Source organism: Luteibacter mycovicinus (assembly GCF_000745235.1).
Classification (GTDB): domain Bacteria; phylum Pseudomonadota; class Gammaproteobacteria; order Xanthomonadales; family Rhodanobacteraceae; genus Luteibacter; species Luteibacter mycovicinus.
Genome location: NZ_JQNL01000001.1, coordinates 3,319,573 through 3,335,083 on the forward strand (window position 1 = coordinate 3,319,573; position 15,511 = coordinate 3,335,083).

A 15,511-nucleotide genomic window follows, 5' to 3' on the forward strand; every position below is an offset into this window, starting at 1 on the left:
ACCGGCTGGCGACGAGGACACGATGGCATCCCGGATCGAAGACTACGCGATGCTCGGCAACTGCCGCAGCGCGGCGCTGGTGGCGAAGGACGGATCGATCGACTGGCTGTGCCTGCCGCGTTTCGACTCCGCCGCCTGCTTCGCCGCCTTGCTGGGTAACGAGAACAACGGGCGCTGGCGCATCGCCCCCGCCGACCCGGATGCCACGGTCCGGCGCGGCTACGTCGACGGCTCCCTGATCCTCGAAACGGAATGGCGCACAGCCACCGGTGTCGCCCGCGTGATCGACTTCATGCCGTTCGCCGGTGATCAGGTCGGGGTGACACGCATCGTCGAGGGAGTCGAAGGCCGGGTCGATTTCGAGGCCGTGCTGACCATCCGCTTCGACTACGGCAACGCCATGCCCTGGGTGACGCGGGTCGACGAGCGGACGGTGACGGCGGTCGCCGGGCCGGACATGCTGGTCGTCCGCAGTCCCGTCTCGGTCGAAGGGGAAGGGATGCACAGCGTGGCCCGCTTCGCCGTGTCCAGGGGTGATTCCATTCCCTTCGTGATGGCCTGGGGCCCGTCGCATCTGTCCCCTCCCGAAGCGATCGATCCTTACGACGCGCTGGAGAAGTCGCTGGCCTTCTGGGAAGACTGGTCGGGGCGCTGCAATGGCGCCGGCGAGTGGAGTGAGATCGTCCGCCGCTCGCTGGTCGTCCTCAAAGGCCTGAGCTATCTTCCCACCGGCGGCATCGTGGCCGCGCCCACCACGTCGCTGCCGGAACAATTCGGCGGCGAGCGTAACTGGGATTACCGGTTCTGCTGGGCCCGCGACGCCACCTTCGTCCTCTCCGCGCTGGTCAACGCGGGCTACCACGATGAAGCCAGCGCCTGGCGCGACTGGGTGCGTCGTGCGGTGGCCGGGTCGCCGGACCAGCTCCAGGTGCTCTACGGGATCGCCGGTGAGCGCCGCCTCGAGGAATACGAACTCGACTGGCTGGACGGTTACGAGGGCGCAAAGCCGGTACGCGTGGGTAACGCGGCTTCGAACCAGTTCCAGCTCGACATCTTCGGCGAGCTGGTGGGTGCGTTCTCGCACGCGGTGAAGCATGGGGTCGCGATGCAGCCCGAGGCCGACGAGGTACAGAACGTCTTCCTCGAGCATCTCGCCAGCATCTGGCGCCATCCCGACGAAGGCATCTGGGAGATCCGTGGCGAGCCGCGCCACTTCGTCCATTCGAAAGTGATGGCGTGGCTGGCCTTCCAGCGGGCTTCCGAACAAAACCGCGAAGGCCGTGATCCGACTTTTTCACAGCGGTGGCGCACCATCGCCGACGAGGTCAAGGCCGACATCCTCGCCAAGGGCGTGGATCCCGAGCGCGGCTGCTTCGTGCAGTCGTATGGCTCGAAAGAACTCGATGCCAGCCTGCTGATCGTCACCCTCACCGATTTCCTGCCGCCTGACGACCCCCGGATCGTCGCGACGGTGCGGGCCATCGAAGAGGATCTGCTGGTCGAAGGGTTCGTGCGTCGCTACGACACACGCAGCGGCGTCGACGGGCTGCCGCCGGGCGAGGGCGAGTTCCTGCCGTGCAGTTTCTGGCTGGTGGAAAACTATGTCCTGTTGGGGCGCCTGGACGAGGCGCGCGAGCTTTTCGTGCGTCTGATCGGCCTCACGAACGACCTCGGACTGCTCGCGGAGGAGTACGATCCACGGTCGAAACGGCTGTTGGGCAATTTCCCACAAGCCTTTTCGCACGTCGCGTTGATTAATGCCGCCTTTAGCCTGGCGCATGGTTACAGCGCGACCGCCGACATCCACGCCACCCCCGAAGCCCAACATCCCCAAGGAGTCCGTGCATGAGCCCCGCCCCCACGAAGCGCGTTACCTCGCGCGCTCACCCGGCCGACCCGTGTACCGTCGTGATTTTCGGCGCCGCCGGTGATCTCACCAGCCGCCTCGTCGTTCCCGCGCTCTACAACATGCGCCGCACCGGACTGCTGTCCGATAACTTCTCGATCATCGGCTTCAACCACGGCAAGATGACCGACAACGCCTGGCGCAAGAGCCTGCACACGTCGCTCGAGAAGTACGTCAGCAATGGCGGCGGCAAGCTCGACGAAGAGGCCTGGGGCTGGCTGAGCTCTCAGATGACCTACCACGCGGGCGACTTCGACGATCTGTCGGCGTTCCAGAGCCTGGCGGTCAAGCTGCGAGACGCCGAGAAGCGTCGCGGCACCCGGGGCAACGTGCTGTTCTACCTCGCCACGCCCGAGCGCTTCTTCGGCGACGTGATCGAACAGCTGCGGAACGCCGGCCTCGTGGACGACGGCGGTGCCGACGGCGAGTTCTGGCGCCGCGTCATCATCGAAAAGCCATTCGGCCACGATCTCGCCTCGGCGCACGCGCTGAACGAGCGCATCCTCAAGGTGCTGCGCGAAGACCAGATCTATCGCATCGACCACTTCCTCGGCAAGGAGACGGTGCAGAACATCATGGCGTTCCGTTTCGCCAACGGCCTGTTCGAGCCGATCTGGAACCGCGACCGCATCGACCACGTGCAGATCACCGTGGCCGAGACCGTCGGTGTCGAGCGTCGTGGCTCGTTCTACGAGCAGACCGGCGCGCTGCGCGACATGGTGCCCAATCATCTGTTCCAGCTGCTGGCGATGGTCGCGATGGAGCCGCCGACCTCCTTCGACGCGGAAGCCGTACGTACGCGCAAGGCGGAAACCATCGAAGCCATCCGTCCGATCCAGCCGGAAGATGCCGTCCGCGGCCAGTACGGTCCGGGCGCGGTGAACAACGAACTGGCCACGTCGTACCGCGACGAGCCCAACGTCGCGCCGGACTCGGTCACCGAGACCTTCGTCGCCATGAAGCTGTCGATCGACACCTGGCGCTGGTCGGGCGTGCCGTTCTATCTGCGCACCGGCAAGCACATGGGTCGTCGCACGACGGAAATCGCCATCCGCTTCAAGTCCGCGCCCTTCGCCCCGTTCCGTGGCACGGGCATGGATGCGTTCGGTCCCGACTGGCTCGTACTGCAGATTCAGCCGGATGAAGGCATCTCGCTGCAGTTCGACGTCAAGCGTCCCGGCCCGCGCGTGGAACTCGCGCCGGTGCGGATGGACTTCAAGTACGCGGACTGGTTCCGCGCCGAGCCGAACGTGGGCTACGAAACGCTGCTGTATGACTGCATGACCGGTGACGCCACGCTGTTCCAGCGCGCCGACATGGTCGAAGCCTGCTGGCGCGCGGTGCAGCCGATTCTCGACGACTGGGCGCAGCGCACGCCGGCGGACTTCCCGAACTATGCGTCGGGCAGCGCGGGTCCGGCCTCGTCGGACACGCTCCTGGCCATGGGCGGTCGCTCGTGGCGTCCGCTGAACTCGGCGGCTGAGCTCAACGCGCGTCGTACGGCCAAGCCGAAGTCGGACGTGTTGCCTTCGTCGACGAAGTCGGCGGAAGGTCGCGCCACGAAGAAGCGCGCGGCGGCGAAGAAGTCGTTGCGTGCGACGTCGGTGAAGAAGACGGCGCCTGCGCGCAAGTCGGCGGCGGTGGCAAAGGCGCCGGCGAAGAAGACCGTCTCCGCGCGCAAGGTCGCGGTCAAAAAGGCGACGGCGAAAAAAGCGCCCGCAAAGCGGGTGGTCGCCGCGCGTAAGGCGTCGCCCACCAGGGCGGCGGCTGCGAAGCGACCACGTAAGCAGTAAACCGACGTCATCACGAGCCCCGGTCAATCCGGGGCTTTTTTTGCTCAGTCGTGCTTGTCGTGATCGTGGTGCGCAGGCGGCGCGTGATCTTCGTGCCGGGGTTGCGGATGCTGCGCGGCTTGCTGCTGGTGCTGCTGAGGCGCGGGGCGCTCACGCGGTGGTTCGCTGCGTTGCTGCGGCAGAGGCTCACGCTGCGGCTGCGCCTCACGCGGCGGCTGCGCCTCACGCGGCGGCTGCGCCTCCCGCTGCGGCCGCGGCTCCCGCTCGACCTGCGGTTCCCGCTGAGCCTGCGGGCGGGCTTCCTGCTGGAACGCCGGTTCCGGACGCCTCGGCTGCTCGACGCGAGGTGTCGGGGCCGGTCGCGACGCTTCCGCGGAGTGTTGGAACGCAGCGGGTCGTGGCGCTTCGGCGGCTTGCGCATGACGGTCGTCGAAGGGTTGCGTACGGGCGCCGACGGCATGCACGTTGGCGACGCGCGGGTCTTCGTGCTGCATGGCGTGAATGGGCGGCTGTTGCTCAGGCCGGGCGAAAGCCTGCGGCGCTGACGGGCCCGGCCGCGCCTGAGGCGGAAGCGCCGGTCGTTCGTTCGCTGCGGTCGGATGCGCCATGGCGGCCGTGAAGTTCGGGCGCTGCATGTGGTCGAAGTCGGGACGCTGCGGCGCTCGCTGCTGAGCCTGGGGTGGCGCGTTGTGAATCGCGACGTTGTCGTTGTCGTGGCGGTTGTCGATGTTCACCGGACGATTGACGTAGGTGTTGTTGACGGTGCGGTTGATCGTGGTGCGATTCACGACATAGGGGTGGTTGTCGTAGACCACGGCGGGACGACCGCGATAGTCGCCCCGCGGCCCACGTCCCCACGCGGTGTTCCACTCGTTCCAGCCGCCGTGCGGACGGTCGTAATGATCGTGCGAGGCGAACAGCTGTCCCACCAGGATGCCCGCGCCGAAGGACACCAGTCCGGCGGTGACGACGTCGCCACGCGTGGCGGGCGCTTCGTACCAGTGCGTGCGGTACACGCGGGAGTACACCGGTTCGCCGTAAACCACGTCGGGGTCGTACTGCGGCACGTAGACCACATCGGATTGCGCCTGCTCGATGACGATCGTGCGGGCGGGCGCGGGAACGATCGAGGCCACGCTCGCAGCTTCGTCCACGGGTGGCGCCTCGTCGATCTGGACAACCTGCTGCGACGAACTCTTCAGAGAACCATGCGACCGTGCGCGGTCGCGCATCACCTGGATCGCATTCAGTACGTCGGTCGGCTCGTTGGCGTAAGCGTCGCCGAGCGCGGCGGTCCAGTCGCGGTTGTTCGCCAGTTGATCGAGCACGGCGGGGAAGGCCACGAGGGACTTCACGCTTGGATCCCACGGCTGAGCGTCGGCGGCGTCGATGAGCGCTCCGCCGTTGAGGTTGCGATTGCTGTCCAGGAAACCGCGTGCGGCATCGACCTGATCGGGATGCGTCGAGCCGGCGAGTGTGAGTGCGACCAACTTGTCAGGGAACAGGGCGATGGGCGACACCAGCGCGTAAAGCTGGTCGGCCGTAGGACGCGCATAGCCGGGATCGGCCGTAGCCTGTGCGGCGCTGGCTGGCGCTGCCGGCGCGCTGGCAGCGGCGGGCGCCTCGTCGGGCGGCGTGCGGTTGCAGGCGCCGAGCGCGGCGACCAGCGAGGCGGAAAGCAGGGTGGTGCGGACGAGGTGCAGACTCACGCGCTTCATGGGAGGTCCTTGCAGAAAATCGGGGGGGCCGACGTGTCGCCAGCAGATTCGTTCCGGAAGGGTGACTGGTCGCTGTCTGTCGCCGGTTCGATGCGCGGTTGCGAGGAACCCGTTCATGCGCCCGTCGGTCTTCGCGAGAAACTGCGGGTTTAACCGGTGTTTTCCGCAAGGTCGCGCGCTTGAATCGTCCAAATTCGCGGTCCAGCGATCCTGCCGACGTGTGAAATCCGTCGCATTTCTGGTTGCAGTGCAGCAAAGCGACGCCATCGCGCCGACCGAGCGCGGCGCCGAACGTTCCGTTCGATAAAAACCGCGTCACAGCGCCGTTTCTCGTAACCGCGACCCGGCCTGAAAAGCGCATGGATCGATCCAAATGATTCTTGAGATATACCGCAGTGCAGTATTTTCGTCATTCGGTTAAATGCTTTTAAGACAAAGACTTGTGCTCATTTGTATGACTTTAGATCGAGTTAAAAAAGCGGTTGACAACGTTGTCAGCGGCCCCTAAAAATCCGCTCGGTAATACCGTTGCAATCGCGATATGAGCGCGATCAGCGCAGGGCCGGAAGGCGGCGCATCGGCGACAGGGCGCAGGGCAGAAAGAAATCCGGCGATACGCATGACGATCAACGCGGGCAATAGCCCGCGCGGTGTCGTGCGTCTCGCGAAAACACCAGGCATTCCTCAGGAGAACGATGTGAACCCCCGCATCAGCGTACTTTCCATGGCTATCCTCGCCGGCCTCTTGGCCACCGGCAACGCGATCGCACAGGACGCGGCTTCCCCCGCCCCGGCCGCCAGCACGACGAAGAAGACCGATGCCGCCAAGCCGGCCGACCCGAACGCCAACCCGCAGGACGCCGCTAACCTGGGCGCCGTGACGGTCACCGGCATTCGCGCCAGCCTGCAGAAGTCGCTCGACCTGAAACGCAACGCCGACTCCATCGTCGACGCCATCTCGGCCGAAGACGTGGGCAAGTTCCCGGACACCAACGTGGCCGAATCGCTCTCGCATCTGCCCGGTATCAGCGTCGACCGCAACTTCGGCGAAGGCGACAAGGTCAGCATCCTGGGTACCGATCCGGCGCTCAACCGCCTGCTGCTCAACGGCCAGACCGTCGCCTCGACCAACTGGACGTCCGATCCGAACAATCCCGACAGCCGCTCGTTCAACTACAGCCTGTTGACCTCGGAAATCATCGGTAATGCGCAGGTCTACAAGACGCCGCAGGCGAACATCGACGAGGGCTCGATTGGCGGTACCGTCATCGTCAACACGCGTCGTCCGCTGGATCTCAAGGCCAACACGCTGACCGGTACCGTGAGCTACGGTTACAACGATCGCGCGGACAAGGGCAAGCCGAACGCGTCGGTGCTTTACAGCTGGAAGAACCAGGACAACACCTTCGGCGTGCTCGGCTCCATCATGCACTCCGACAAGATCATCGACCGCCAGGGCACCGAAGTCTTCGGCTACCAGCGCGTCAACGATCCGACCGATACCAACCCGGACCACCAGTTCAATCCGGCCGTGGTGTCGCCGAACCAGCAGGGCGTCTACCCGACCGCCGTCAATACCGCGTGGTTCCAGCAGCGCCGCAAGCGCGACGGCGTGTCGACCGGTCTGCAGTGGAAGCCGAACGATGCATTCGAGCTGAACTTCACCGGCCTCTACGTCACCGAGAAGTTCAACAACTTCAACCAGAGCCATTACGGCGAATGGTCCGGTTCGGCGGCGAATGCGACGGCGCTCGGTTTCCAGAACGGTGTCGCGACCACGGGTAGCTACGACGCGAACACGTCGACCTATCTGGACGGTTACGAGCGCGATTCGACGGTGAACACCGGTGTGGCGAACCTTCGCGCCGACTGGTTCGGTGACGGCTGGACGGCGTCGAGCCAGGTCGGTTACACCGGCTCCACCGGCGGTTCGGATGGCATCTGGAACATGCAGTTCCAGAACTTCGGCGGCTTCAATTACGCGCTCGACGGCGAACATCCGCAGATCAACTACAACAGCCCGGACAACCCGTCCGCCGCGCTCGCTCACGGTGCCGGTTACAGCTACGCACCGAGCTACGACCGCGAACGTTACTTCCAGTTCGACTTCTCGCACGACGTCGCCTGGGGTCCGCTGAACCAGATCTCGGTCGGCATCAAGGCGACCAATCATCTGGATGGTCAGGACGCATACACGGCCAATATTCCGGCCACGGCTTACGCCGGCACCAGCCTCGCCGACCTTGCCAACGGCGGCACGCCGGGCGGCTACCTCGACGGGCTCGACTCGGCCGGCAACACGGGCAACTGGACCACGATCGATCCGGGCCTGATGAAGGCCTATGTGTCGAGTCTGGTCACGAACACGTCGCTCGACCCGAAAGCCACGTACAGCATCGCCGAGCAGAACCGCGCGTTCTACGTGCAGGGCGACTTCGCTGGCGACGGTTATCGCGGCAACATCGGTGCGCGCTACTTCCGCACGCGTGACACGGTGGACGGTTACAACAGCATCGGTAACGGCAATTACGCCGCCGTGAACAAGCGCAGCGCGTATCACGACTGGCTGCCGTCGTTCAACATCGCGTTCGACGCCGCCGAAGACGTGACGCTGCGTTTCGCCGCGGCGAAGGCCATCGCGCGTCCGCGTTATCAGCAGATGACCCCGTACGTGGCACTGGACGACCGTACCCTGACCGGCTCCGCGGGCAACATCGACCTCAAGCCGTACAAGTCGACCAACTACGACGCTTCGGCCGAGTGGTACTTCTCGGAAAACAGCGTGCTGTCCGCTGAGCTGTTCTACCGTCGTATCTCGGGCTACATCCTCAACACCAACGTCGCCCAGACGCAGTACAACCTGACCGAGCAGCACGACGACGTGTATCAGATGCAGGTGCCGACCAATGCAGGCGTGGCCAAGGTCAAGGGAGCCTCGCTGACCTACCAGCAGAACTTCGCGTATGGCTTCGGCATGCTGGCGAACTACACCTACTCCGACGCGGACACCAGCAACGATTTCCCGCTGCCGTACAACTCGAAGAATTCGTTCAACCTGTCGCCGTTCTTCGAGCAGGGTCCGTGGAGCGCGCGCCTGACCTATAGCTGGCGTTCGTCGTACTTCACGTCGATCGCCCAGCTCCAGTCGCAGCAGATCACGGGCATCTTCCGTGAACTGGACGCGACGGTGGGTTATCAGCTAAATGACCATATCCGCCTTTCGCTCGACGCCACCAACCTGCTGGACGAGACGTATATGGTCTACAACAACACGCCGGCCCAGCCGCTCAACGCATACAAGAACGGCCGCACCTACATGGTGACGATGGGCTTCAAGCTGTGACGCCCCGCGCGTCGCTGGCACTGGCGGCCTGGCTAGTCGTCGGCGCCGCCGGCGCGACCACGCCGACGGAGAGAGACCTCTCCGTCGGCTGGCAATTCCGTCTGTCCCATACCGCCACGCCGGCGGGAGCCAACCCTGCTGGCGAACCCTCAGCCCAGCTGAAACGACTGAGGCAATGCACGTCATCGTGCGAGCGGCTGGATGAGTGGCAACCCGCCACCGTCCCCGGCGCGATCCAGACCGACCTGCTCGCCCGGAAGAACATCCCCGACCCGTTCTGGCGCGACAACGAGGCCAGCCTCCAATGGATCGGCCTCTCCGACTGGGACTACCAGCTCAGCTTCGACGTCGACGCGGCCACGCTCAGGCGCGGTCACGTCGATCTCGTTTTCGACGGCCTCGACACCTTCGCCGAGGTCAGCCTCAACGGTAAGAAGCTGCTCTCGGCGGACAACATGTTCCGCCGCTGGCGCCTGCCGGTAAAGAACACCCTGCACGCGGGAAGCAATACGCTCACCGTGCACCTGCAGTCCCCCATCGCACGCGTGCAGCCGTGGCTGCTGAAACAGCCGTATGCGTTGCCGGGCGAATTCGATTCGTCCTTCGGCGATGAGCCGAAGGGTAAGCAGACCTCCAACTACGTCCGCAAAGCCAACTACCAGTACGGCTGGGACTGGGGTCCGCGTTACGTCACGCTCGGTATCTGGCGCCCCGTGCGCCTGGAAAGCTGGGATGACCTCCGCGTCGCCGACTTCCATATCGCTCAGACCGAGGTCGAAGCGGACGTGGCCAGGTTGGACGCGCAACTCGACGTGCGTGCCGACAAGGCGGGCGCGGTCACCCTCAAGGTCGAGTGGACCGGGCCGGACGGCAAGACCGGTAGCGAACAGCGTGAGGTCGCCCTGAAGGCCGGCGAGAACCACGTCGGGGTGCCGCTGAGCATCGACCATCCGCAACGCTGGTGGCCGGTCGGCTACGGCGAACCGAATCTCTACCGGTTCCACGCCAGCGTCGACTCCGGCGGATCGACGGTTGCCGGGGCCGATCGCGAAACCGGCCTGCGCAAGGTCGAGCTGCGTCGCGACAAGGACCAGTGGGGCAGGGGCTTCGCGTTTGTCGTCAACGGCGTGCCGGTCTTCGCCAAGGGCGCCAACCTGATTCCATACGATGCGTTCCCTTCGCGCGTCTCCAGCGAGCGGCTGGAAGCCATCCTTCGATCCGCGAAGGACGCCAACATGAACATGTTGCGCATGTGGGGCGGCGGCACCTACCAGGACGACGCGTTCTACGCGGCGGCTGACCGTCTGGGTGTGATGATCTGGCAGGACTTCATGTTCGGCGGCGCGGTGACGCCGTACGACGATGCGTTCCGCGAGAGCACCCGCATCGAAGCCGAGGAGCAGGTCACGCGCCTGCGCGATCACCCCTCGATCGTACTCTGGGCCGGTAACAACGAAGTGCAGACGGGCTGGGAGGAATGGCCCGATCGCATCGACTTCCAGAAATTCGTCAACGCCGATGAAGTGAAGAAGGTCGAAGACGGCATGCGTACGATCTTCGACAAGACGCTGCGCAAGGTCGTGTCGGATCTGTCGCCGCAGGTGCCGTACTGGGCCAGCTCGCCGAGCACGGACTTCGACGGTCCGGCCAATGTCGAGACCGACGGCGACATGCATTACTGGAAAGTGTGGTCGGGTTCTGAGCCTATCTCGCACTACCTCGACATCACGCCGCGCTTCCAGTCCGAATACGGTCTGCAGTCCTTCCCGGTGATGGCCACGATCAAGGCCTTCGCCCAGCCGGAGGACATGCAGCCGGAGTCGAAGGTGATGCGCGCGCACCAGAAGTTCGCCAACGGCGACGGCAACCAGCGTCTGTTGCTGTACATCCGCCAGGAGTACGGCGAACCGAAGGATTTCCCGTCGTTCGTCTACCTCAGTCAGGTCATGCAGGCCGAAGGGATCGAACTGGCCGCCGAGCACCTGCGCAGCGCCCGCCCGCGCAACATGGGTACGTTGTACTGGCAGTTGAACGATGTGTGGCCGGGCGCGTCCTGGGCCAGCGTCGACTACTTCAACCGCTGGAAGGCGCTGCAGTTCCACGCGAAGCGTTTCTATGCGCCGGTGGATGTCGTGCCGCTGCGTCGTGATGGTAAGACGGATGTCTTCGCCGTGTCCGACCGCACGAGCGACTTCGACGCCGTCCTGCGCACTCGTGTCTACGACATGGGCGGCAAGCTGCTGCGGGAGGCCCGTATTCCTGTGCACGCGACGGCGCTGTCCAGCACCCGGGCGGCGACCGTGGACGATGCGACGCTGCTCAAGGGGGCCGATCCGCGCAAGACGGTCGCCGCCTTCGATCTGCTGGAGGATGGCAAGCCCGCGGCGCATCACCTCCTGTATTTCGGCGCCGCCCGGACGCTGGCATTGCCCACGCCGGAGCTGACCACGTCACTGCATGATGGCGCACACGGCCTGGTGCTGACGGTGAGCGCGAAACGTCTTGCCCGCGCGGTCTGGGTCGATACGGGCGATATCGACGTCCGTCTTTCGCAGAACGCGTTCGACCTGTTGCCCGGTGAAAGCATCGACATCGAGGTCGATGGCAGCACCGATACCGAAGCCCTTCGCCGGGCGATTACCGTTCGCTCGCTCGTCGATGCCCTGAAGGAGACCACGCCGTGAATCCCTCCCGTCGCAATGTGATGAAATGGCTTTCGCTCGCACCGGGCGTCGCGATGATGGGGGGCATGAGCATGGGCGCCGCCGCTGCGTCGCGCTTCACCAGTCAGCGTCCACCGGTGGGCAAGCGCAAGTTCACCAGTGATGCGGTGGAACACCTCATCGCCGCGACGAAGAAGAAAATCGCCGATCCCGAGCTCGCCTGGATCTTCGAGAACTGCTTCCCGAACACGCTGGACACCACGGTCGAGCTCGGCCGCCTGGACGGCTACGAAGATACCTTCGTGGTGACCGGCGATATCGACGCCATGTGGCTGCGTGACTCGTCCGCGCAGGTCTGGCCTTATCTTCCGCTGACCCCGAAAGACGAGGGGCTGCGCAAGCTGTTTCGTGGCCTGATCCGCCGCCAGGCACGCTGCATACTCATCGACCCCTATGCCAACGCGTTCCTGCCCGATACCAAGGGCAAGAGCAAGATGGACTGGGCGCAGGCCGACATCACCGACATGCGTCCCGGCGTGGCCGAGCGCAAATGGGAGATCGATTCGCTCTGCTACCCCGTACGCCTCGCACATGGCTACTGGCAGACCTCGGGCGACCGCGAGCCGTTCGACGAATCGTGGCGCGCCGCCACACGCAGTATCGTGACGACCTTCCGCGAACAGCAGCGCAAGGACGGTCACGGCCCGTACCAGTTTCAGCGCCCGTCGCCGAAGCCGACCGAGAGCCAGTTCCTCGATGGCTACGGTCAGCCGACGCGTCCGGTCGGCATGATCCACGCCATGTTCCGCCCTTCGGACGATGCGACGGTCTATCCGTTCAATATCCCCGGCAACCTGTTCGCGGTGGTGACGCTGCGTCGCCTTGCACAGATGCACGGCACGTTGTTCGGTGACCAGGCGTTCGCCAGCGAGGCCAATGCGCTGGCCGATGAGGTCGAGGAGGCAGTCGAAAAGTACGGCGTGATGCACGACGGCCAGGACGATTTCTGGGCCTACGAAGTCGACGGCTATGGCAACCAGTTGTTCATGGACGACGCCAACGTGCCCAGCCTGCTCGCGCTGCCGTACCTGGAGAGCGCGAAGCATGATGCTCGCTATGCACGCACGCGTCAGCGCGTCTGGAGCACGGCCAATCCGTATTTCTTCAAGGGCACGGCCGGTGAAGGCATCGGCGGTCCGCATGAAGGTCTGCGTATGATCTGGCCGATGTCGATCATGATGAAGGCCTTCACGACGGATGACGCGGCTGAAATCCGCCAGTGCCTGCACTGGCTCAAGACCACGCACAACGGTACTGGCTTCATGCACGAAGCCTTCGATCAGGATGATCCGAAGAAGTTCACGCGAGCCTGGTTCGCGTGGGCCAACACCCTTTTCGGCGAGCTGATCGTTCATCTCGCCGACAAGCACCCCGACACCCTGCGTCGCGTCTGACGCGACATCCGAGCTGGAGCGATTCATGGTCAACCGTCGACGTTTTCTGCAAGGGATGGCTGCCTTCACCGCCATCGGTCAGCTAGGCTCCCTCACCGCGCTGGCCGGTGGCGTACAAGAAAGCCTGAAAACGCCACCATCCGGCGGCGGCACCGTCGGTGACAGCGTCTTGCGTTACGTCGACGTCTTCGTCGGCACGGGCGGTCACGGTCACACCTATCCCGGTGCCACCCGACCGTTCGGCATGGTCCAGCTGAGCCCGGACACGTACAACGCGCAGTGGGATGGTTCGTCCGGTTACCACCAGGGCGACGGCTCGATCATGGGCTTCTCGCACACCCACCTGAGCGGTACCGGTGCAGCCGACATGCTCGATTTCCTGGTCATGCCCTCGATGGGCCCCGTGCTGCTGCAGCCTGGCGACCGCGATTTCGACGGCGTCAATTACGTGTCGCGCTTCGATGCGAAGAAGCAGGGCGACGGTAAGCCCGAGAAGGGCTATCGCAGTGGCGTAAAGGGTTACCGCTCGCACTACACCGGCGAGCAGGCCCACCCGGGTTACTACCGCGCCAAGCTCACCCGCTTCGACATCCTCGCCGAACTGACCGCGACGCTGCGCGCCGGCATCCATCGTTATACGTTCGGCAAGGAAGGCGACGCGCACATCCTGTTCGATCTGGCGCATGGCTACGGCGATGCGATGGACAAGCCCGCCAACGTGACCGATGCCGAGCTGACCCTGGTCGGTAACGACACGCTGGTCGGCGGTCGTCGCGTATGGCAATGGGCCTCCGGCCGGGTGATCTACTTCGCGATGAAGCTGTCGCGTCCCGCCGCCAGCGTCACGTTGTATGACGAGGACAAGGCGCTGCCCAAGGGGTCGACGACGGCGAAGGGCAATCACCTCAAGGCCGCGTTGCACTTCGACAAGGCCTCATCCGAGCCCCTGCTGGTCAAGGTCGGTATCTCCGGCGTGGACATCGACGGCGCGATGCGCAACCTGGACAACGAGATTCCCGGCTGGGACTTCGACGGTGTTCGTGCGTCGGCCGAGGCCGAGTGGATCCAGGAACTGTCGAAGATCCGCATCGAATCGTCGTCGGACAAGATCAAGCGGACGTTCTACAGCTCGCTGTATCACACGATGCTGGCGCCCACGGTTTTCAGCGACTTCGACGGGCGCTATCGTGGCATGGACAAGGCCGTGCACACGTTGCCTGAGGGGCGGCACAACTACAGCACGTACTCACTGTGGGATACCTATCGGGCCGAGCACCCGTTGTTCACGCTCTACCAGTCCGATCGCGTACCCGACCTGGTCGACGGTCTGGTCCGTCTCGCGGTGGAAAGCCCCAGTGGCGCGCCGGTCTGGCCGCTGCAGGGGATCGAGACGGTCTGCATGATCGGTTATCACTCCGCCGTGGTCGTAGCGGAGGCGCAGGCCAAGGGCTTCAAGGGTATCGATTATGCCAAGGCCTGGCCGGTGTTCCAGCGTCGTGCCATGCAGGACGATTACTTCGGCCTGACGTACTACCGCAAGCTCGGCTTCATTCCCAGCGACAAGGAAGGCGAGGCCGCCAGCAAGACGCTCGAGTACGCGTACGACGACTGGGCGGTAGCGCACATGGCCGACGCTCTGGGTCACGCCGACGAGGCGAAGCTGCTGCGCAAGCGCTCGCAGAATTACGTCAACGTGTTCGACAAGGACATGCAGTTCGTTCGTCCGCGTGCGGAAGACGGCTCATGGCTGCAGCCGTTCGATCCCATCGCCATCGGGCATTCGAAGCGCTGGCGCGATTTCACCGAGTCCAATGCCTGGCAGGCTACGTTCCTCAATCAGCACGATCTGTACAACTACATGCGGCTGTTCGGTGGTGAGCAGGCGTTCGAGGCCAAGCTCGACGGTTTGTTCAATGCCGATCCCACGCTGCCGGAAAACGCGCCGCCGGATATCGCCGGCATGGTGGGCCAGTACGCCTTTGGCAACGAACCGGGGCACCACATGCCCTACCTGTACGCTTACACCGGTTCGCACCACAAGACCCAGGCGCGCGTGCGCATGCTGCTCGAGACCATGTACCTGCCGGAGCCCGATGGCCTTCCGGGCAACGAAGACTGTGGCCAGATGAGCGCGTGGTACATCATGAGCTCGATGGGTCTGTATGCCGTGGATCCCGTCAGCACCCACTACGTTTTCGGCAGCCCGCTGCTCGATCGTGCGGAAGTGCAGGTGGGTGCGGGCCGCACGCTGGTGATCGAGGCGAAAGACAACGGACCCGGGCGCCCGTATATCCAGTCGGTGTCGTGGAACGGCAAGCCGTGGACGAAGAGCTGGATCGCCCACAAGGACCTCGAGGCGGGCGGCACGCTGAGCTTCGCGATGGGGGATAAGCCCAACGTCGAATTCGGCAAGGCCCTTGCGGACCGCCCACCATCCTTCGGTAGCGCCCCCAGCGCGTAAGGTTTTGCCGCTAACGGCGGGAGCGACCGTGATGGCGATGGGGTGCTTGTGGAAGCGCCCCATGTCATCCGTAATCTTCACGTATGTATAGACGTCCAAACCGCAAAGTGTGACACCTGCACCGAAACATCCCGCGCCATGGGTCCACCATCGAACGACCCTACAACGCAGGA

General features: G+C 64.5%; 7 protein-coding genes. 6 read left to right on the top strand and 1 reads right to left on the bottom strand.

What is annotated here, in order from left to right; genetic code table 11:
• The first annotated feature begins 22 nt into the window (after positions 1-22).
• Complete coding sequence (locus FA85_RS14560; RefSeq protein WP_051943929.1) at positions 23-1,849, top strand: glycoside hydrolase family 15 protein; 1,827 nt, start codon at positions 23-25, stop codon at positions 1,847-1,849.
• Positions 1,846-3,699, top strand: a complete 1,854-nt coding sequence (zwf, locus tag FA85_RS14565; RefSeq protein ID WP_051943927.1) for a glucose-6-phosphate dehydrogenase — start codon at positions 1,846-1,848, stop codon at positions 3,697-3,699. The genes FA85_RS14560 and zwf overlap by 4 nt, the downstream gene beginning before the upstream one ends.
• 44 nt (positions 3,700-3,743) lie before the next feature.
• Here the strand turns inward: zwf and FA85_RS14570 are convergent, their stop codons facing one another.
• On the bottom strand, positions 3,744-5,417 hold the full coding sequence (locus tag FA85_RS14570; RefSeq protein ID WP_051943925.1) for a DUF3300 domain-containing protein: 1,674 nt from the start codon (positions 5,415-5,417) through the stop codon (positions 3,744-3,746).
• A gap of 619 nt (positions 5,418-6,036) precedes the next feature.
• Between FA85_RS14570 and FA85_RS14575 the strand changes: the two genes are divergently transcribed.
• The 4 genes from FA85_RS14575 to FA85_RS14590 are packed head-to-tail and all read left to right on the top strand — an operon-like array spanning position 6,037 to position 15,338.
• Positions 6,037-8,760: a TonB-dependent receptor gene (locus tag FA85_RS14575; RefSeq protein WP_051943924.1), complete on the top strand. Its 2,724-nt coding sequence runs from the start codon at positions 6,037-6,039 to the stop codon at positions 8,758-8,760.
• On the top strand, positions 8,757-11,444 hold the full coding sequence (locus FA85_RS14580) for a beta-mannosidase (RefSeq protein ID WP_239739874.1): 2,688 nt from the start codon (positions 8,757-8,759) through the stop codon (positions 11,442-11,444). The genes FA85_RS14575 and FA85_RS14580 overlap by 4 nt, the downstream gene beginning before the upstream one ends.
• A 20-nt stretch (positions 11,445-11,464) precedes the next feature.
• Entirely contained in the window at positions 11,465-12,877 is a 1,413-nt protein-coding gene (locus tag FA85_RS14585) for a glycoside hydrolase family 125 protein (RefSeq protein WP_036115602.1), read from the top strand.
• Positions 12,878-12,902: 25 nt separating this feature from the next.
• Positions 12,903-15,338 carry a GH92 family glycosyl hydrolase gene (locus FA85_RS14590; protein ID WP_036115601.1) on the top strand — a complete coding sequence of 812 codons (2,436 nt, stop codon included), beginning with the start codon at positions 12,903-12,905 and terminating at the stop codon, positions 15,336-15,338.
• Positions 15,339-15,511: the final 173 nt, after the last annotated feature.